A 19,769-nucleotide genomic window follows, 5' to 3' on the forward strand; every position below is an offset into this window, starting at 1 on the left:
AGGTACCGATGAACGTCCCGAACATCGCCCGTCGCCGTCCCCGTGCGGCACTCGCCGGGCTGCTGGCGCTCGTCCTCGGCCTCACCCTCGCCGGGTGCGGCTCCGACAGCGCGGCCACCTCGGCCGGGTCGACCGCGAAGCCGGTCACCGTCACCGACCACTGGAAGCGGACCGTCGAGGTGCCGGCCGACCCGAAGCGCGTCGTGGTGCTGGAGTGGGAAGGTCTGATCACCAAATCCATGCGGATCTTCGGTGTCGAGGACACCCTGGTCGGCGTCGACACCGCCACGAAGAAGATGGGCTACCGCGCCAAGCTCGTACCCAGCATCGACCGGGCCGAGGCGCTCGGCTCCCCGTGGAGCGGGGTCAACTACGAGCGCCTCGTCGGCCTCGAGCCCGACGTGGTGTTCCTGGAAGCCTGGGTGGCCAGCCAGGAGAACCGGACCCTGCACCAGGAGGTGATCGACAAGATCGAGTCCCTCGGCGTGCCCGTGGTGGTCCTCCTCTCGCCGTCCAACTTCGACAAGCCCGACATCCGGACCGCCTGGGAACACATCACCATCACCGGTGCGGTCTTCGGCAAGCAGGCGGAGGCCGCGAAGCTCGTCGGACGGCTCCAGGCCGGCCTGGACAAGGTCACCGCCCGGACCCGCGACATCCCGGCCGCCGAACGCACCCCGGTGGCGTACTTCGCCACGATCAACAACGTGATGGGTACGAAGAGCATCCAGTCGTACCTGCTCACCGAGATCGTCGGAGCCCGCAACGTGGCCGGGGCGGGCACCTTCGTCACCGTCTCCGAGGAGAAGCTGCTCGCCCTCGACCCGGAGGCCATGGTGGTCGCCGGACACGAGGGCTACCTCGACCCGGCCCTGATCCACGCCGGGCGGCACGCCGGCCTGAACTGGGCCAACCTCGGCGAGATGCGGGCCATCAGGAACAAGCGCCTCGTCGCGCTCGGCTACGACGAGTGGCGCGCCACCGTGGAGACCCCGATCGCCCTGCTGAAGATGGCGAAGCTGGCGTATCCGGACCGCTTCGCCGACGTCGACGTCGCCGCCGAGGAGGTCGCCTTCTACCGCGAGGTCTACGGCATGGACGAGCAGCGGGCCCGGGAGGCCATCGAGGCGCAGAAGTACGTCGGGGACCTGGAGGTCAGGTGACCCCGTCCGTACCCCGCGCCGTCCTCTCCCCGGTGTCCGGCCCGCCGGCGCGGGGAGAGGGCGGCGGCACCCCCGCCCCCACCGCCGCGCGTGGCGACCGCGTCCGCATCCTGCTGCTGGCCGCCACGACCGTGCTCGTCGGCGTGGTGGCGGTGGTCTCCATCATGGTCGGCGCGTACGTCGTCCCGGTCGGCGACGTGCTGGCCGTGCTCGCCGCCCGGGTCGGACTGACCGACGACACCAACAACCTGCACGACGCCGTGGTGTGGGACCTGCGGCTGACCCGGGTGCTGCTCGCCGGGGCCGTCGGTGCCGCACTCGCCTGTAGCGGGGCGGCCTACCAGGGCACCTTCCGCAACCCCCTGGTGGAGCCGTTCATCCTGGGCGTCAGCGCCGGGGCGGCGTTCGGCGCGGGCGTGTCCGTGATGGTGGACGTGCCGCTGTCGATGCAGGTGATGGCCTTCGTCTTCGGCATGGTCGCGGTCGGGCTGACCTACGGCCTCTCCCGGGTACGCGGGGAGCGCCCCACCGTCACCCTCATCCTCGCCGGGGTGGTGGTCGGCTCGTTCTTCTCCGCGATCTTCTCCCTCTTCCAGTACGTCGGCACCGACGAGCAGCTCCGCCGCCTGGTCTTCTGGATCATGGGAGGCTTCTACCGGGCCACCTGGAGCGACGTCGCCGTCGTCGTACCGGCCTCGGTGCTCGGGTGCCTGCTGCTCTGGCGGGCCGGCTGGCGGATGAACATCCTCAGCCTCGGCGACGACGAGGCGCGGTCCCTCGGTGTCGACCCCGAACCGCTGCGCCGGTGGGTGATCGTCCTGGCCACCGCGCTGACCGCACTGGCCGTCTCGGTGTCCGGGATCATCGCCTGGGTGGGGCTGCTCGTCCCGCACGCCGCCCGGCTGCTCGTCGGGCCGGACCACCGCTTCGTCATCCCGCTGTCGGCCACCCTGGGCGCGGTCTTCGTCATGGTCTGCGACGACATCGCCCGGACCATCCACTCCGGCGAGGTGCCGATCACGATCATCACCTCCATCCTCGGGGCGCCGTACCTGGTCTACCTGCTGCGTACCCGGTCCACCTTCCTGGGAGCGCAGTGATGACCCTCCGGGTACGGGGACTCTCCTTCGCCTACGGCGATCGGCCGGTGCTCGACGGCATCGACCTCGACCTGCGGGCCGGTGAGCTGTGCGCGCTGTTCGGCCCGAACGGCAGCGGCAAGTCCACCCTCTACCGGTGCCTCCTCGGGCACCTGCGGCACACCGGCACCGTCACCCTCGACGGCGTCGACCTGGGCCGGCTGCGCCCCGCCGAGGTCGCCCGCCGGGTGTCGTACGTGCCGCAGCAGCACACCAACCCGTTCCCGTTCACCGTGCTGGACATGGTGCTGATGGGCCGTACCCCGCACCTCGGTGGGGTGTTCGGCCCCCGGCGGCGCGACGTCGAGGTCTGCGAGCGGGTGCTGGCGCAGGTCGGTCTGGCCGCCGACCGGGACCGGCACTACCACACCCTCAGCGGTGGGCAGCGTCAGCTCGTGCTGATCGCCCGCGCCCTGGCGCAGGACTGCGACGTGCTGCTGCTGGACGAACCCACCGCCAGCCTCGACTTCGGCAACCAGATGTGGGTCTGGCGCACCGTGCGCGATCTGGCCCGCGCCGGCCGGGCGGTGCTGGTCTGCACCCACGAGCCGAACCACGTGCTGTGGTTCTGCGACCGGGTGGTGGCGTTGGGCCGCCAGGGGCGGCTGCTCGCCGACGGGACGCCCCGGGAGACGGTCACCACCGACCTGGTGACCCGGCTCTACCCCTCGGTCGGGGCGCTCACCACCATCGCCGACGTCACCATCGCCCCGGCCGGCGTCGGCTCCCCGGTGACCGGGCGGGCCCGGCCCGACCACCAGCCGTCCGCGTCCTGAACGGCGGTGGCGGTCGTCCGGGCCCGCCCGGTCGTCCGGGGACCGTCCCGCCGCCGGGCGTCCGGCGGCGCGTGCGCAGGTGCCGTACGCTGCCGCGATGAGCCAACCGGCCCGCATCCTGGTCTACGGCGTGTACGGGGCCGGCAAGTCCACCCTCGCCGCCCGGCTGGCCGACCGTCTCGGGCTGCCGTGGTACCCGGTCGACGACCTGCTCTGGCAACCCGGCTGGGTCGAGGTGCCGGTCGCGGAGCAGCGCAGCCGGATCGAGGCGATCTGCCGGCGTGACCGGTGGATCCTCGACGGGGCGTACCACGGCTGGCGGGACGTGCCGTTGGCCTGCGCCGACCTGGTCGTCGGCCTGGACTACCCACGCTGGCTCTCCTTCTGGCGCCTGTTGCGCCGCACCGTCCGTCGGGTGCTGACCGGGGAGGAGATCTGCAACGGCAACCGCGAGTCGTTGGGCAGCGTGCTCTCCCGGGACTCGGTCCTGGTGTGGCACGTCACCGCGTACGGCCGGGCCCGGCGGCGGATGTGGGCCTGGCAGGCCGACCCGTCCGGGCCACCGGTCCTGCTGTTCCGCTCCCCGGCCGCCCTGGACCGGTGGCTGGCCGACCTGCCCCGGTAGGCCGCGCAGACGGAAAAACCAGTTGTCGTGCGGGCCGGCTTCCGCCACGGTGGGGCCATGACGTTCTGACGGACACCACCTCGTTGAGCCGACCCTCCCCGCCGCGCCGAACCGCGCCGTCCGGGGGAGCCGTCGTGCCGTCCGTTCCCCTTCTCCCCGAACGAGAGCGTCGTCTTGGCACAGCACCAGCCCCGGCAGGGGTCCCTGCCGTCGTCCGTCCCGACCCCGGCAACCGCCACGGTCACCGTCTTCGCCGGCCCCCGAAGCTGGATCGAGTCCGACGCCGTCACCCAGTGCCACCAGGTGGCGGCCTTCGACGGCATGCGGCACGTCGCCGGCATGCCGGACCTGCACCCCGGCAAGGGTGCCCCGATCGGCGCGGCCATGGCCTCGACCGTGCTGTACCCGCACCTGGTGGGCTCCGACATCGGGTGTGGCATCGCCGTCTTCCCCGTCGACCTGAAGCGTGTCGTGCCCGAGCAGCTCGCCGGCCGGTTCCCCGACCTCGACCGCGCGCTGGACCCGGACCGGGACGCCGACGACCCGGCGTGGTCCGTCGTGGACGGCGACATCCCCGCCGGTCACGTCGAGGGTCTGGGGACGGTGGGGCGCGGCAACCACTTCGTCGAACTGGCCCGGATCCGGGAGGTCCTCGACGCCGGGCACACCGCCCGGCTCGGGCTGGCCGCCGGTGACGTCGTGCTCATCGTCCACAGCGGTTCCCGGGGCCTGGGGGAGCGGATCCTGCGGGCGCACACCGAGCGGTACGGCGCGGGTCCCGCCGCCGACCCGGCCGGGTACCTGGCCCGGCACGACGCCGCGGTGCGCTGGGGTTCGCTCAACCGCCGGCTGATCGCGGCCCGGGTCGCGTACGCCCTGGGCGCCCGGCCGACCGCCCCGATCGTCGACCAGTGCCACAACCTCGTCGAGATCCGGGACGGCGTCTACCTGCACCGCAAGGGCGCCGCCCCGGGGGACGGCCGGGACGTCCTGGTCGCCGGCACCCGGGGCACCTGCTCCTACCTGGTGGCCGCGCACGCCGGGCCGGAGGCCAACTGGTCGGTGGCCCACGGTGCGGGCCGCAAGATGTCCCGCGCCGACGCCCTGCGCCGGGGCCGGGCCAAGCACACGGTCGAGGAACTGCGCCGGACGCCGGTGGGTTCGCTGGTGGTCTGCGGTGACCGGCAACTGCTCTTCGAGGAGGCACCGACGGCGTACAAGCGGATCGAGCAGGTGATCGCCGACCTCACCGAGCACGGTCTGGCCACCTCGGTCGCCTCGACGGTTCCCCTGGTCACCTACAAGACGGCCGACCAGCCGAGGAGCGACACGCGACCCGACCGGCGACGCGACCACCGGCGCGGACGGGGCCGGTCGTGAGCGCGGCCGGGGCCCGTCCCGGTCGGATCGACCACCACCTGCTCCTCTCGGCCGGACGTGGACCGCAGGAGTGTGCCTGGGCGGTCACTCAACTCGTGCGTCGCCTGGAGGCCGACGCCACCCGGCGGGGCCTGGCCGTCCGCCGGGTCGAGGCCGTCCCCGGCGACCGACCCGGCACCCACCGGTCGGTCCTGCTGCGGGTCTCGGGAGACGGGACCGGGCAGTTCGTCGGCTCCTGGACCGGGACCCTGTGCTGGCAGGCTCCGAGCCCCTACCGGGCGGGTGCCGGCCGCAAGAACTGGTACGTCGTCGCCCGGCCGTGCGAGGTCGACGCGCCACGGACGCCCTTCCTGGAGTCGGACGTCGACGTCGTCGGGTGCCGTACCGGCGGGCCGGGCGGGCAGCACCGGAACAAGGCCAGCACGGCGGTGCGGGCGACCCACCGCCCCTCGGGGCTGGTCGTCGTGGTCGACACCGAGCGGCAGTTCAGCCAGAACCGCCGTCTCGCCCTGGAACTGCTCCGGCAGCGCATCGAGCGCGACGACCGGGAGGCGGTCCGGACCGTCACCACCGCCCGCTGGCGGATCCACGACGAACTCGTGCGTGGCGACCCCGTGCGGGTCGAACGACCGGACACCGGGCCCGGCCCGGACCGGGCGTCGACCGGACGGGCCCGCCCGCAGCCCGTACGGACCCGGGGTGCCGCCACCCGTTAGATCGACAAGCGTCATTGACGACAATAGTTAATACTCCTTAGGATTTGGCTGCCTCGAGGAAGACCGTCCCTGTCCCGCCCGTACGCCCGACCGGTGCCTGGCCGACCAGCGCCGGCCGTGGCGGCACGGCGTCCCACCCACGGGAAGGCCCTCGATGTCCTCACCGCGTCCCCGCCGCCGGCCGGCCCTGGCCGCCGGCCTGCTCGCGCTGGCCACCGCCGCCGCGACCCTCACCCTGACCTCGGCCCCCGCCGAGGCGGCCGTGCTGCCGAACAACTTCCGGAGCGTCGGCTACATGCCGTCCTGGAGCGGCGACGTCAACGCCGTCCAGTACACCAAGCTGACCCACATCAACTACGCGTTCGTGCTGCCCAACAGCGACGGCAGCCTGCGGGCGGTGGAGAACCCCGGCAAGCTCTCCACCCTGGTGTCGCTCGGGCACGCCAACAACGTCAAGGTGTCCATCGCGATCGGTGGCTGGAACAACGGCGACGACTCGGCGTTCGAGGCCCTCGCCGCCAACGCCGGCACCCGTGGCGCGTTCGTCACCAACGTGGTCAACTTCGTCAACCAGTACAACCTCGACGGTGTCGACATGGACTGGGAGTACCCGGACCCCGGCGCCTCGGCCACCAACTACAGCCTGCTCATGTCCCAGCTGAGCAGCGCCCTGCGCAGCCGGGGCAAGCTGCTCACCGCCGCCGTCGTCAGTGAGGGCTACTACGTGCAGGGCGTGCCGACCTCGGTGTTCGGCAGCGTCGACTGGCTGAACATCATGGCGTACGACGGCGGCAGCCCGCACGCCAACTACGACTGGTCGATCAACGCGGTGAACCTGTGGAAGGCACGCGGCCTGCCCGCCAGCAAGGCGGTGCTCGGCGTGCCCTTCTACAGCCGACCGGGCTACTACACCTACTCCGCGCTGGTCGGCATGGACCCGGCGAACGCCAACCGGGACTGCACCACGGTCGGCGGCGTCCAGCAGTGCTACAACGGCATCCCGACCGTCAAGCGCAAGACCCAGTGGGCGCTGGCCAACGCCGGCGGGATGATGAACTGGGAACTCTCCCAGGACACCACGGGCTCGACCTCCCTGGTCAGCGCGATCTACGACACCGTCATGGGTGGCACCACACCGCCGCCGGGGCGGACCGGCCCGATCACCGGCATCGGTGGCAAGTGCGTGGACGTCGCCGCGGCGGGCACCGCCAACGGCACCGCCGTCCAGCTCTACGACTGCAACGGCACCGCCGCGCAGACCTGGACCGTGGCCACCGACGGCACCCTCCGTGCCCTCGGCAAGTGCGCCGACGTCACCAGCGGCTCCACCGCCAACGGGGCGAAGGTCCAACTCTGGGACTGCAACGGCACCGGTGCCCAGGTGTGGCAGGCCCAGTCCAACGGGACGCTGCGCAACCCGCAGTCGAACAGGTGCCTGGACGCCACCGACAACAGCTCCGCCAACGGCACCCGGTTGCAGATCTGGGACTGCTTCGGCGGTGCCAACCAGGTGTGGCGCCTGCCGGCCTGACCACAGCGGTGACCCCGGCTGCGCCCGCCCGGTGCGGCCGGGGTCACGCGTTCCCGCCACCGGGAGCCTGACCCGGATCCGTCGTCCCGGCCGCCCGGCGCGGCCTCACCCGTCCGCGCCTTCCCACACGGCGTCGACGAGGGCGGGGAGCACCCGTGCCGCCGGGCCCCGCAGGTTGACCTCGGCGACCCCGTCCAGCGGCGTCTCCTCCGGGTTGACCTGGACCACGGCGGCACCCAGGCGGGCAGCCACCTGGGGAATCTCGGCCGCCGGGTACACCAGGCCGGACGTGCCGATGGTCAGCAGCAGGTCGCAGGAGGACGCCGCCTCGACGGCCGCGTCCAGGGCCGCCCCGGGCAGCGCCTCGCCGAACCACACCACGCCGGGTCGAACCGGAGCGGTGCAGTGCGCGCAACGGGGTGGGGGCACCCGCCGGCCGTCCACCGGCTCGCCCTCCGCGTCGTCCGACACCGGTGCCGGACGGGCGCAGGCCGAGCAGCGGGGGGCGAACAGGCTGCCGTGCAGGTGGACCGGGGCGGGTGAACCGGCGCGTTCGTGCAGGTCGTCGACGTTCTGGGTGATCAGGACGGTGCCCGGGACCCGGTGCTGGATCGCGGCCACGGCCCGGTGCCCCGCGTTCGGGTGGGCCAGTCGTACGGCGTGGCGACGCCACTCGTACCAGCCCCAGACGAGTGCGGGATCGGCCCGGAAGGCCTCGGGCGTGGCGAGGGCCTGGGCGTCGTACCGCTGCCACAGCCCGGTGAGGGCGTCGCGGAAGGTGGGCACCCCACTCTCGGCGGACATCCCCGCCCCGGTGAAGACCACGACCCGCCGGGCCTGTCCGAGCAGTTCCGCAGCTCGGCGCGCGGGTTGGTCCGTCACGGTCGTGCACCCGGCTCGGCGAGGAGGTCGTCCACCCGGACAATCTACCGTCCGCCCGGCTCCTGGTCGCCCGAGGCGGAGGCGGCTCTCGGCCGGGGCCGTCCCCCGGGGTGCGTGGGCGCGGCCGGGGCGGGCGTCCACCACCGGCGGGTGGGGGCGTGGCACCATAACCGTGTCCTCCGCCGCCGGATGGCCGGGACACGACACTGATGGAGTCGCCGATGACAGGACTGACCGGCGCGCCGGTGCCGGGGGTGGCGCCACTGTGGACGCACGATCCGGTCACCGCGGGTCCCTACCGACTGCTCGGCCGGCTGGGTGCCGGTGGGCAGGGCGTGGTCTACCTCGGCGAGGACGACCAGGGGCACCAGGTCGCGATCAAAATGATCAACGCCGATCTGAGTGATCTCCGGGTGCGGTCGCAGTTCATGAAGGAGATCGCGGCCGCGCGCCGGGTCGCCCCCTTCTGCACCGCCCAGGTGCTCTTCGCCGAGGTGGACGGGGAGCAGCCCTACGTGGTCAGCGAGTTCATCCAGGGCCCCACCCTCTACCGGCACGTGCGCGAGCACGGCCCGGTCGCCGGCAACGCGCTGCACCGGCTCGCCATCGGCACCGCCACCGCGCTCGCCGCGATCCACCGGTCCGACATCGTGCACTGCGACCTGAAGCCGGACAACGTGGTGCTCGGTCCGGACGGCCCCCGGGTGATCGACTTCGGCATCGCCCGCGCCCTGGGTGTCACCGAGACCGTGACCAGCCGGGTGATGGGGACCACCGCCTACATGGCCCCGGAACGCTTCCGCAACGACCCGGTCGGCCCACCCTGCGACGTCTTCGCCTGGGCCGGCACCATCGCCTACGCCGCCGGTGGACGGCCGCCGTTCGGCAACGACTCGCTCTTCGCGGTGATGCACCGGGTGCTGAACGACCCACCCGACCTGCCACCTCTCCCACCGGAACTCGACGAGTTGATCCGACAGTGCCTGGCCAAGGAGCCGGGGGATCGGCCGGAGGCCGAGCAGGTGCTGATGCGGCTGCTCGGGCAGGACGCCAGGGTCACCGCGCCGCTCCGCCCGGAGACCGTGCTCCAGGTGGGCAACGAGACCGCCGGAGCGCCGACGCCGAACCAGCCGCTGCCGTTGCCCCGTCCCGCACCGGACACACCGGTCGCGCCGACCCGTCCGACGGTGGCGACCCGGCCGGTGCCGACGGTGCCACCGCAGGCCCGGCCGTCGTCGCTCGACCGGCCCACGGCACCGGTACCCGACACGTACGGCCCGGTGGACGACGGCTGGGGGCGACGGCTGGGCCGGGAGGCCGGCGACGCCTGGGGGATCTCGACCGCGATCTTCCTGGGCGCGGTCGGCGGTGCCACCGGGTACGTCGCGTCGAGCACGGCGGCTGCGGCCCTGGCGGCCGGAACCGCCACCTTCGTCGTGGTCTACCTGGTCCGGACGCTGGTCGCGGTGGCCCTCGGCGGCCGGTCCGACCGTCCCTGACCGGTGTGGCCGGCTCCGGCACCGGTCAGGTGGTGCCGGACCGGTAGGTTGACTGCCATCAGCCGGTCGCCGAGGAGGATGTCCCCATGGCCCCATCCCACACTCGACAGTGGTTGCCGTACACCGCTGCGGTCACCGCCGGGTTGCTGGTCATCGCCGGGGCGTTCGTGCTCGTCCGGCAGCAGGACGCCGACACCGGGCGAACCCGCGACTGCACCGTCAAACTGGAGGTCAACTCCTCCACCGAGAAGTCGGCGCTGCTGGGCGAGCTGGCCGAGAAGTACAACACCAGCGACCGGTCGCTCGACGGCGGCGGCTGCGCCCAGGTGCACGTCAGCGGTCTGACCTCGGGCAAGGCCACCGAGGCGCTGGCCGCCGGCTGGACCGGCACCGTTCTGCCGGTGCCGCAGGTCTGGCTGCCGACGTCGAGCCTCTGGACCGGCCAGCTCCGGTTGCTCGACCAGGCCGCCGGCCGGGCACCGCAGACCCCGGACCAGTATCCGTCCATCGCGAACAGCCCGCTGGTGATCGCGATGCCCAAGCCCAAGGGCGAGCTGGTCCGCCAGCGCGGGTCGCTGGGCTGGGGCGAGATCCTCGGCCTCTCCGGGCGGGAGGGGTGGGCGGGCTTCGGCAAGCCGGAGTGGGGTCGGTTCACCTTCGGCAAGGACAACCCGAACCTCTCCACGTCGGGGCTGGCGGCGACCATCGCCACCTACTACGCCGCCGTGCAGCGGTCCAGCGACCTGACCCGGTCCGACCTCGCGAACCCGGCGGTGACCCAGTTCGTCCGGCGGATCGAGGCCAACGTGTCGCACTACAGCGACGACGTGGTCGACCTGCTGCGCGACCTCGCCGAGGCCGACCTGTCCGGCGACGGTGCCAGCAAGGACGACATGAGCGCCATCGTCATGCAGGAGGAACTGGTCCACCTCTACAACGAGGGGGAGCTGAGCCCGAAGCAGGAGGGCGAGGCCCGGGGGCGCCGGCCGAACGTCCCACTGGTCGCGGTCCACCCGAAGGAGGGCACCTTCAACCTGGACCACCCCTTCGTGGTGCTGCCCACCGCCGACGAACGGCAGCGCGTGGCGGCGGCCGACTTCCTCGCCTTCCTGACCGAGGACGCCCAGCAACGCAGCTTCGCCGGGCTCGGCTTCCGGGACCACGAGCGTCGGGCGCCGAAGGAGTTGCTGGCCAGCGTCGGCACCGAGCCGACCGACGGCCTGACCTACTTCGAGCCGCCGGACCCGGCGGTGGTCGAGGCGATGCTCGGCAGCTGGAGCACGCTGCGGAAGAAGGCCAACATCCTGATCGCGCTGGACACCTCCGGGTCGATGGAGAAGAAGGTCGGGGACCGCACCCGCTTCCAGGTCGCCACGGCGGCGGCGGCCAAGGGGCTCGGGCTGCTCAACGCGGAGGACCGGGTGGGCCTCTGGTCGTTCTCCTCCGAGACGTCGAAGCGGCCGGAGGGCCCGTACCGGGAGGAGGTCCGCCTCGGTGACTACGACCAGAAGCGGATCAACAGCCGGATCGCCGGCCTGCACGTGGAGGGCAACACCGCGCTCTACGCCACGGTCCGGGCCGCCCACGAGCACCTGACCGAGCGGTACGACCCGGAGCGGATCAACGCCGTCGTCGTGCTGACCGACGGCAAGAACGAGTACAACCGGGACAACGACCTGGCCCGGCTGCTCGCTGACGTGAAGCTGGACCCGGACCGGCCCGTCAAGGTCTTCTGCATCGCCTTCGACAAGGACTCCAACTTCGCCACGCTGGACCGGATCGCCAAGGCGTCCTCCGGCAAGGCCTTCGACGCCACCGACCCGGCCCTGATCGACGAGGCGTTCGTCAAGCTGGTCAGCAGCTTCTGACCGGGCCACCGCCCGTGCCGAGGAGCCGCCCACCGCGCGGGTGCGGAACGCCGCACGCGGTCGCACCGCCCCCGTGCGGCGGTGCGACCGCGGTGCGGATCAGCCCTTGAGGCCGGTGTGGGCCAGCCCTTCGATGAACTGCCGTTGGGCGATCACGAAGATCACCAGCACCGGGATGGCGGTCATCGACGCCGCCGAGAGCTGCACGTCCCACATCGGGCCGCCGTACGCGTCGACGAACTGGGTCAGCGCCTGCGGCAGGGTGAACTTCTCCGGCGAGGAGAGGAAGACGATCGGCTCCAGGTAGAGGTTCCAGCTGTGCAGGAAGGTGAAGATCGCCACCGCGCCGAGCGCCGGCCGGGCCAACGGCAGGGCGATCCGCCAGAAGATGGCGAACCGGCCCAGCCCGTCCATGCGGGCGGCCTCCTCCAGCTCACCGGGGAGCGCGAGGAAGAACTGCCGCATGATGAAGGTGGCCAGCACGCTCGGCGCGCCGAGGACCGGCACCAGGATCAGCGGCCAGTGGGTGTCCACCATGCCCCACGAGTTGAACATCCGGAACAGCGGCACGATGGTCACCTCGCTCGGGATGAGCAGGCCGACCAGCACCACCACGAAGAGCACCTGCTGCCCCCGGAACCGGATCCGGGCGAAGGCGTACCCGGCCAGCGAGGAGACCGCCAGCGTGCCGACGGTGACCACGGCCGCGATGTACGCGCTGTTGAGGTACTGCCGGGCAAAGGGTTGAAGCTCGAACACCCGCTGGTACGCCGAGAAACTGAACTCGGTCGGGATCAGCGAGGGCGGGAAGGCGAAGATGTCGCCGATCGGCTTCACCGAGGAGGTGACCATCCACCAGGTCGGGAAGACGAAGGGTACGGCGAGCAGGCAGAGCACGCCGTAGAGGGCGACCTTCGCCCGGGGCGAGAGCCTACTGTTCATGGAAGACCCACCTCCTGCGCATCCGCCACTGCACGACGGTGAGCACCAGCACGATCAGGAAGAGCAGCACCGACAGGGTCGCCCCGTAGCCGAACTGGTGGAACTGGAACGCCCGCTGGTAGAGGTAGTAGACGAGCACCGTGGTCGAGGTGCCCGGACCGCCCTGGGTGAGCACGGCGATCTGGGCGAAGACCTGGAGCGATCCGACCACGGTGATGATCGAGGTCAGCAGGATGGTCGGGCTGATCATCGGCATGGTGATCCGCCGGAACCGGGTCCAGGCGCTCGCCCCCTCCACCCGGGCCGCCTCGTACAGCTCCGCCGGCACGCCCTGGAGCGCGGCGAGGAACAGCACCATGTTCAGGCCGACGTTCTTGACCACCTGGACCACGATCACCGACAGCAGGGCCGTCCCGTCGCCGCGCAGCCAGTTCGGCCCGTCCACGCCGACCGCGCCGAGCGCCCCGTTGACGCCGCCGTTGTCCTGGAGCAGGAAGCCCCAGACGATGGTCCAGGCCACCAGGGAGACGACCACCGGTGAGAAGAACAGCGTCCGGAACACGATGGTGCCGCGCAGCCGCTGGTTGAGCAGCACCGCCAGCAGCAGGGCCAGGCTGAGGTTGAACGCCACCAGCCCGATCGAGAAGAGCGCGGTGACCCGCAGCACCGACGGCAGGTTCGGGTCGTCGGCCATCGCCCGGTAGTTCTCCGCGCCGACGAACTCGAAGGTGTCGGCGAGCACGTTCCACTCGTGCAGGCTGTACCAGAAGACCAGCCCGAGCGGGATCAGCACGAAGAGCACCGAGCCGACCAGCTGCGGGGCGATGAAGAGCAGGCCGGCGAGCTGGTCGCGGCGGCGGGACGTCCACCAGCCCCGCCGGGCGGGCGGCGCCCCGGCGGGGGCGGACCGGCGACCGGCCCGCCCCTTCTCGTCCCTCGTCAGGACCGACATCGGCCGGTCCCTACTTCGCCAGCAGCGGGTTGATCGAGGAGCAGACGCCGTCCAGCACGCCCTTGACGTCCGCGTCGGCCTTCCAGAGCGGGTCCAGCGCGGCGCGCACCGCTTGGCTCAGCTCGGCCTGGCCGGTGTGGCTGGGCTTGACCACACCCTTGGCGATGCCGTCGATCACCACCTTCTGCAACTGCTCGGGGGAGAGCAGCGGGTTGGTCTTGGCCAGCGTCGCGGCGGTGAGCTGCGAGGTGCGCGGCGGCGGGAAGAACTGGGCCAGCTTCGCCGAGTTGGTGGGGTTGGTGAGGAAGGCCAGGAAGTCGGCGGCGGCGTCGGCGTGCTTGCCCTTCTTCAGGACACCCATGCCGCCCTGGCCGATCACCGCGTACTCGCCCTTCGGGCCGGCGGGCAGCGGCACCAGGTCCCAGCCGAACTTCTGCCCCTTGAGCAGGGACGCCCGGGAGATCTGGGTGACGGTCATGCCGGCCTCACCGGCGAAGAAGTCGGCGGTGGTGCCCGGCCCGGGCAGTGCCTTGTCGACGAAGATCCCCTTGTGCAGGGCGGTCATCGCCTCGACCATCTCCGGGGAGTTGAAGCCGCAGCTCTTCCCGTCCTCGCTCCAGGCCCGCGCGCCCCAGCCCGTCCAGATGGTGGAGAGGTTGTCCCAGCCCTTGTAGTCGAAGTCGCGCACCACCAGACCGGCCTTGCCGGTCTTGGCGTTCACCGCCGCGCCGGTGGCGAGCGCGTTCGCCCAGGTCCACTGGCCGGCGGCGATCAACTCGGCCGGGCTCTTGGCGCCGGCCGCCTTGACCAGGTCGGTGTTGACGAAGATGCCGAACGGCGAGGTGGAGAAGGGGTACGCGTAGAGCTTGCCGTCGGTCTTCCAGAGCTTCGTCGCGGCCGGGGCCAGCTCGTCGAAGGTGTACCCCTCGGTGCCCTTGAGGGTGTCGTCCAGCGGCACCAGCGCGCCGGAGCTGACGAAGTCGGGGGCCGAGTTCTCCAGCACCCAGGCCAGGTCGGGCGGGTTGCCACCGGCGATCTGGGTGGTGAGGGTGGTGGTGTAGTTCTCGAACGGGATCGGATCGAAGGTGATCTTGGTGACCTTCGAGTTGGCCGCCATGTACTCGGCGGCGATGTCGTTGAACAGCTTCAGGTGCGCCTCGTTCGCCGACCAGGTGGTCATCCGCAGGGTGACCGGGCCGTCGGATTCGGTGGAGTCGGAGCCGCCACAGGCGGTCAGGCCGAGCAGCGCGGAGAGCGCGACGACGGCCGTCAACCGGATTCTCATCAATGGAGTCCTTCCTCAGTAGCCGGCGATGTCGGGCCAGCGAAGCTCGACGCCGGAATCGGCGAGGCGGTTCTGGAATTCGGCCAGCAGGCCGGGGGTGTAGCGCACCGCGCGGGGGGTGACCCGCCGGGCCAGGCAGAAGTCCGCGAGGAGGCCGGCGACCTCGCCGACGTTCCATTCCACGGGGTGCAGGCGGTAGGAACCGTTGGTGATGTGCGTGGTGCCGATGTTCTTGCCGGCGGGCAGCAGGTTCTCCACCCGCCGGGGGATCAGCGCACCGAGCGGGATCTCGAACGGGCACGAGGCCACGTCGATGTAGTTGTCGCCGCCGGTGGAGGGGTGCAGGTCGATGCGGTACATCCCGACGCCCACCGAGTCGGCGTAGCTGACCGCGCCCTTGTCGCCCCGGATCTCCAGGGAGAGATCCTGTTCGACGACGGTGTACTCGGCGCGGATCCGGCGCGACTCGCGGATGTACGGGGCCTGCGCCAGGCCGCTGTGGGTGACGTCCCCGCCGGTGGCGGCGGCGCCGTTGCCGGTGACGTCGCCGCGCAGCCGCAGCCCGGGGAAGCCGGTGCCGCCGTCGGTGCGGGGCGCCTCGGTCTGGAGCCAGTACAGCACCGACAGGGACAGCTCCCGGGCCGCCGCGATCTGCGCGTCCGGGTCGGGCACGTCGATGACCGGGTGCTCGAAGTAGTCGATCATCGGCCAGTTGACCAGGCAGATGTCGCTGTCGTACGTCCCCGGCGTGAAGTTGCGCCGGGCGGCGATCCGCCGGAACGTCCACAGGTTGCCGTCACCGGGGTTGACCCGCTGGTCGGCTTGGACCAGCCACGGGTCGTCGTCCGGGTTCGGGGTGAAGCTGCGTTCGGAGATCTCCAGGGTGCGCGGGTTGGGGGAGCGGAACGACAGCATCCGGTCGCCCCAGAAGGCCGGCTCGTACGCACGCCAGAAGTCGTACGCCGCCGGCTTGTCGATGGTGTGGTCCCCGTCGACGTGGTCGACCGCGAAGCAGACCGAGACGGCCTGCATGTTGGCCGGCTGGGCGTTCTCCGGGGCGCTCGGCTCGCCGGTGTCGTCCCGCGACTCGAAGCCGGTGACGTACTCGGTGCCGGTCAGCGGGAGCAGTTCCCCGGTCTCGGTGGCGTCCAGCACGTACGGGGCGCTCAGGTGCAGCCGCTCGCCGGTGTGCCGGTGGGCGACGGTGACTCCGGTGACCCGGTCGCCGTCGGTGTCGGCGGCCACCGGGCGGTACGGCTGGAGCACCCGCAACCGGCCGGAACCCCGGTACGGCGCGAGCATCCCCTCCAGCACCGCGACCGCCACCCGGGGCTCGTGGCACAGCCGGCTGACGTGGCCGGCGCCCGGGTTCAGCGCGGTGGTCCGCCGGGCCCGCTCGGTCAGCGGGTACCAGCGCCGGTAGTGCTCCCGGATGCCGTCGCGCAGCGCCCGGTAGCTGGCGGTGACACCGAAGTGCTCCACCCAGGAGTGCTCGTCCGGCGGTACGGCCTGGCTGGTGAGCTGCCCGCCGAGCCAGTCGTACTCCTCGGTCAGCAGCACCGTACGGCCGGCGCGCAGTGCGGCCAGGGCGGCGGCCACGCCACCGAGCCCACCGCCGACGATCAGTACTTCGGCCTGCATCTCGGGCACGGTCCGTCCTCTCAGGGGTTGGTCTTCGGCCGCCGGCGGGGTTCCGGCGGGCGGGGTGACGGTCAGGGGCGGGGGTCGGGCGGGGCGAGGGTGGCGCCGTCGACCGGCTGGCAGGGCAGTAGCCGCTGGGTGACCGTGCCGGGCACGTCGGCGAGCAGTGCGGTCAGCACCTCGACCGCCTGCCAGCCCATCTCCCGGCGGGGGATGCGGAAGCCGGTGAACTCGATGTCGCTGGCCGCCGGCCGGGTCGGGTCACCCAGCGCCAGGATGGACAGGTCACCCGGCACGGCCAGGCCACGTTCCCGGGCGAGGGAGGCGATGGCGACGCCGTCGGCGTACTCCTCGACGACAGCCGCCGTGACCCCCGCGGAGAGCAGTGTGTCGAGCAGGTCGGCGGGGCTGCGGTCGGCGGTGGGCTCGTGCCGGGCCGGCAGCCCGGCGGCGTCGAGCGCGGCCCGGTAGCCGGCCAACCGGTCGGCGTGCGACTCCGGGCCGGCTCCCTGGCCGAGGTACGCCAGCGAGGTGTGCCCGGCGTCGAGCGCACGCCGGACCACGGTGGCGGTGGCGGTCGGGTAGTCGACGCCGACGTAGGGCACCGGCCCGCCCGCGTCGTCGCGCCGGCCGACCGACACGAAGGGGTGCCCCTCGGCGACCAGCCGGCCCAGCTCGTCCCGGTCGAGCGAGCGGCCGAGCAGCACGCAGCCGTCGGCCAGGCGCAGCCGGTTGTCGTCGTGGAAGATCCGCCGCCGGCCGTCGGTGACCGGGGCGCTGGTGAGCAGCAGCAGGTCGCAGCCGAGCCGCTCGGCCGACTCCTCGATGCCGACCAGGAACGGGTGGTAGAAGTCGCCGGTGCCGGTGGGGAAGACCGGCTCGTAGGTGAAGACGCCGAGGATCCGGTTGTGCCGGGCGGCGAGCCGTCGGGCCACCGGGTCGGCGACGTACCCGGTGGCCCGGATCGCGTGCAGCACGCGCTCCCTGGTCTCGGGGGCGATCCGGACGCTGCCGTCGTCACGACCGTTGAGCACCAGCGAGACGGTGGCCTGGCTGACGCCGGTCATCCGGGCGATGTCCTGCTGGGTCACCCGCCTGCGTGATCCGGTCACGTTGCGTGTCCATTCGTTTCGGCGCTAATACGCATTAGCTACGTTGGTGTGAAATCCTGCGTCCCGCTCGACCCCGACGTCAAGCCCTGCGGCCGGAAAATCTGTCCTGCGCTCGGCCGTGCTAATTCGTATTAGTGTCTTGACGGTTGCGGATGGTCAACGTCAAACTCATGGTCCACAGGCCCGCTCCACTCCGGAGCAGCAGTTCACACACGGTGACCGGCGATCGTGGTACGGCCGGCCACCGCGGCGCCCCCCCGCACCGCCCCACCCCGCGAGCCGCGCCCCCGTACCCGGCTCCACTCCGCCGTCGACGCGCGTCCCTCACGATCGGAGAACCAGATGGACGACCGCTCCCCGACCCCACCGGCCGCGCTGAGCCGCCGCACGGTGCTGCGCGGCGCCGCCCTGCTCGGCACCGCCACGGCAGCCGGCACCGCACTCGGTGGCACCCTGGCCAGCACCCCCGCGCTCGCCGGACCGGCCGGATTCCCCAGCTACCGGTACGTCCGCGACGCCTTCGCCGTACCGCTGCGCTACAACCCGACCGGGGAGTTCATCTTCCCGTGCGTACGCGGCGTCTACGACAAGATCTCCGGCGCCCGGGGCCGCTACTACCTCTACTACGCCCCGCACGACGCGCCCGGCGGCATCTGCCTCGCCTACGCCGACCGGCTGGAGGGTCCGTACACCGAGTACCCGGGGAACCCGATCGTCGACCGGGTGCTGCCCACCACCACGGTCAGCCACGTCTCCTCACCGCACGTGGTGTGGAACGCGTCCAGCCAGGAGTTCTTCCTCTACTTCCACGGTGAGAACACCACCACCCGGGTGGCCCGGTCCCGGGACGGCATCAACTTCACCAACGAGACCCCGATCCTGAGCACCAGGCTGGTGCCGAACACCACCGAGACGTCCTACGCCCGGGTCTTCGAGCACCAGGTGGCCGGGAAGAACAACAAGTACGTGATGCTCTTCATGGGCTTGCACACCGTTGCCCCGGGCACCCGGAAGATCTTCTGGGGCTGGTCGCCGAACGGCTGGGACCAGTGGCAGTTCGCCCCGAACCCGCTGATCTCCCCGTCCGGTGACGGGCTGACCGACATCTCCGCGCCGCACCTGCTGCACCGCAACGGCACCACGTACGTGGTGTACCACGGCAACGACGGCCGGATGCGTCTCACCGAGGTCGGCAACAACTTCGACCGGGAGGTGCACCTCGGTGTCTTCCACTCCCCGATCGCCTCGGACAACGGCCGGGTCGCCTCGCCCGCCTTCGGCACCGACGGCGGCGTCTCCTACATGATCTACGAGGCCGGTCCCCGCCTCGACGCCCGCATCTGCATCGCCCGCGCCGTCTGACCGGAGCGGCGCGACCCTGCCCCGCTCCGGCTGAGGCGCTGCCGTCAGCCGGGGCGGGGCAGGGTGACCGGTGGGCCGAACACCACCGGAACGCCGGGGGAGTAGAGCACGCTCACCGGCGGGCCGACCGGGGCCGGTAGTCCGGCGGCGGTGACCAGCTCGTCGTCCAGGTGCAGCAGCTCTGCCCGGTGCAACGGCCAGCGCGGATGCCAGTTGGGCAGCCGCAGCGTCCGTCCGTACGCCCGGGTGTGCAGCGCCCACCGGGCGGTGAGGAAGTGCTCAAGCGGAGTGGGGTCGTCGATCGGCCCACCCACCCGGACCGTCATCCGGCTCGTCGCGCCGACCGGCCCGGGCCAGCGCCGCCGGCAGAGGTACGTGTAGCGGTCACCGTCGCGGTCCAGCCGCATCGCCGACCACAGGTACGGCAGCCGCAGGGACACCCGCGCGACCAGCACCGGGACCAGCCGGGACGCGTCGAGGGAACGGAACACCACCGCCCGCCGCCCGGTGTCGTCGACGGAGTAGAGGCGCACGTTCGTCTCCCAGAAGCTGCCGAGATACGGCACCCCCGGACCCCGTCCCAGGCCCAGCCCGACCATCCGGAAACCGACCAGGCCGACGTAGCTGACCCCGTCGAGGGTGTCCGGGCGGGTGCCGGCGGGCAGCAGGGGCGCGACGACCTCCGGCGCCACCGCCCAGTGCACGAAGGTGACGTCCTCCCACCGCTGCCGGAGGATCGCGGGGCGGAACGCCCGCCCCGGCGCGGGAGCGATCGGCTCGATGTCCACGTGTCCATCGTGCCGTGTCGACCGTCGCGTCCGTCCGGCGGTGGTCCGGTGCCGATGGACAGTCCGATCGCGGCAGGGTATGACAGCAGCGAGGCTCCCGGTCGGGCG

General features: G+C 72.0%; 17 protein-coding genes. 10 read left to right on the forward strand and 7 right to left on the reverse strand.

Translation table 11 applies throughout. From position 1 onward, the window contains the following. The first annotated feature begins 8 nt into the window (after positions 1-8). The 7 genes from IGA62_RS24850 (at position 9) to IGA62_RS24880 (ending at position 7,330) form a co-directional block, all read left to right on the forward strand. Entirely contained in the window at positions 9-1,163 is a 1,155-nt protein-coding gene (locus tag IGA62_RS24850; protein ID WP_145818617.1) for an ABC transporter substrate-binding protein, read from the forward strand. Beyond that, positions 1,160-2,263: a FecCD family ABC transporter permease gene (locus IGA62_RS24855; protein ID WP_145818616.1), complete on the forward strand. Its 1,104-nt coding sequence runs from the start codon at positions 1,160-1,162 to the stop codon at positions 2,261-2,263. The genes IGA62_RS24850 and IGA62_RS24855 overlap by 4 nt, the downstream gene beginning before the upstream one ends. Next, positions 2,263-3,078, forward strand: a complete 816-nt coding sequence (locus IGA62_RS24860; protein WP_145818615.1) for an ABC transporter ATP-binding protein — start codon at positions 2,263-2,265, stop codon at positions 3,076-3,078. Before IGA62_RS24855 ends, IGA62_RS24860 begins: the two co-directional genes overlap by 1 nt. A gap of 97 nt (positions 3,079-3,175) precedes the next feature. Beyond that, positions 3,176-3,703: a P-loop NTPase family protein gene (locus IGA62_RS24865; RefSeq protein WP_145818614.1), complete on the forward strand. Its 528-nt coding sequence runs from the start codon at positions 3,176-3,178 to the stop codon at positions 3,701-3,703. Between the two features lie 174 nt (positions 3,704-3,877). Continuing rightward, on the forward strand, positions 3,878-5,083 hold the full coding sequence (locus IGA62_RS24870; protein WP_186499890.1) for an RNA ligase RtcB family protein: 1,206 nt from the start codon (positions 3,878-3,880) through the stop codon (positions 5,081-5,083). Positions 5,084-5,109: 26 nt separating this feature from the next. After that, the gene (prfH, locus tag IGA62_RS24875) at positions 5,110-5,799 is read left to right on the forward strand and encodes a peptide chain release factor H (RefSeq protein ID WP_145822023.1); all 690 of its coding nucleotides are present in this window, start codon (positions 5,110-5,112) and stop codon (positions 5,797-5,799) included. Positions 5,800-5,953: 154 nt separating this feature from the next. After that, on the forward strand, positions 5,954-7,330 hold the full coding sequence (locus IGA62_RS24880; RefSeq protein WP_145818613.1) for a glycosyl hydrolase family 18 protein: 1,377 nt from the start codon (positions 5,954-5,956) through the stop codon (positions 7,328-7,330). A 105-nt stretch (positions 7,331-7,435) separates the two neighbouring features. On the opposite strand, the gene IGA62_RS24885 is transcribed toward IGA62_RS24880, so the two are convergent. Continuing rightward, entirely contained in the window at positions 7,436-8,212 is a 777-nt protein-coding gene (locus tag IGA62_RS24885; protein ID WP_269780466.1) for an SIR2 family NAD-dependent protein deacylase, read from the reverse strand. Between the two features lie 221 nt (positions 8,213-8,433). On the opposite strand from IGA62_RS24885, the gene IGA62_RS24890 reads away from it, so the two are divergent. Together IGA62_RS24890 and IGA62_RS24895 are read left to right on the forward strand one after the other, a co-directional pair. Continuing rightward, entirely contained in the window at positions 8,434-9,711 is a 1,278-nt protein-coding gene (locus IGA62_RS24890) for a serine/threonine-protein kinase (RefSeq protein ID WP_186499888.1), read from the forward strand. Positions 9,712-9,797: 86 nt separating this feature from the next. Further along, complete coding sequence (locus tag IGA62_RS24895; protein ID WP_145818610.1) at positions 9,798-11,579, forward strand: vWA domain-containing protein; 1,782 nt, start codon at positions 9,798-9,800, stop codon at positions 11,577-11,579. Between the two features lie 99 nt (positions 11,580-11,678). Here the strand turns inward: IGA62_RS24895 and IGA62_RS24900 are convergent, their stop codons facing one another. The 5 genes from IGA62_RS24900 to IGA62_RS24920 all read right to left on the reverse strand — a co-directional run bounded on the left by IGA62_RS24900 (position 11,679) and on the right by IGA62_RS24920 (position 17,511). Further along, positions 11,679-12,521 (reverse strand): carbohydrate ABC transporter permease, encoded by an 843-nt coding sequence (locus IGA62_RS24900; protein WP_145818609.1) that lies wholly within the window; start codon positions 12,519-12,521, stop codon positions 11,679-11,681. Then, on the reverse strand, positions 12,511-13,473 hold the full coding sequence (locus IGA62_RS24905) for a carbohydrate ABC transporter permease (protein WP_145818608.1): 963 nt from the start codon (positions 13,471-13,473) through the stop codon (positions 12,511-12,513). Before IGA62_RS24905 ends, IGA62_RS24900 begins: the two co-directional genes overlap by 11 nt. Positions 13,474-13,483: 10 nt before the next feature. After that, complete coding sequence (locus tag IGA62_RS24910) at positions 13,484-14,758, reverse strand: ABC transporter substrate-binding protein (RefSeq protein WP_145818607.1); 1,275 nt, start codon at positions 14,756-14,758, stop codon at positions 13,484-13,486. Positions 14,759-14,773: 15 nt separating this feature from the next. After that, on the reverse strand, positions 14,774-16,399 hold the full coding sequence (locus IGA62_RS24915; RefSeq protein ID WP_145818606.1) for an FAD-dependent oxidoreductase: 1,626 nt from the start codon (positions 16,397-16,399) through the stop codon (positions 14,774-14,776). Between the two features lie 71 nt (positions 16,400-16,470). After that, positions 16,471-17,511 (reverse strand): LacI family DNA-binding transcriptional regulator, encoded by a 1,041-nt coding sequence (locus tag IGA62_RS24920; protein ID WP_198501106.1) that lies wholly within the window; start codon positions 17,509-17,511, stop codon positions 16,471-16,473. A 342-nt stretch (positions 17,512-17,853) separates the two neighbouring features. On the opposite strand from IGA62_RS24920, the gene IGA62_RS24925 reads away from it, so the two are divergent. After that, positions 17,854-18,873 carry a hypothetical protein gene (locus tag IGA62_RS24925; protein ID WP_145818605.1) on the forward strand — a complete coding sequence of 340 codons (1,020 nt, stop codon included), beginning with the start codon at positions 17,854-17,856 and terminating at the stop codon, positions 18,871-18,873. 44 nt (positions 18,874-18,917) lie between these two features. On the opposite strand, the gene IGA62_RS24930 is transcribed toward IGA62_RS24925, so the two are convergent. After that, positions 18,918-19,661, reverse strand: a complete 744-nt coding sequence (locus IGA62_RS24930) for a YqjF family protein (RefSeq protein ID WP_145818604.1) — start codon at positions 19,659-19,661, stop codon at positions 18,918-18,920. Positions 19,662-19,769 lie beyond the last annotated feature (108 nt).

The organism is Micromonospora sagamiensis (assembly GCF_014680085.1).
In the GTDB taxonomy this organism is placed as follows: Bacteria; Actinomycetota; Actinomycetes; order Mycobacteriales; family Micromonosporaceae; genus Micromonospora; species Micromonospora inyonensis.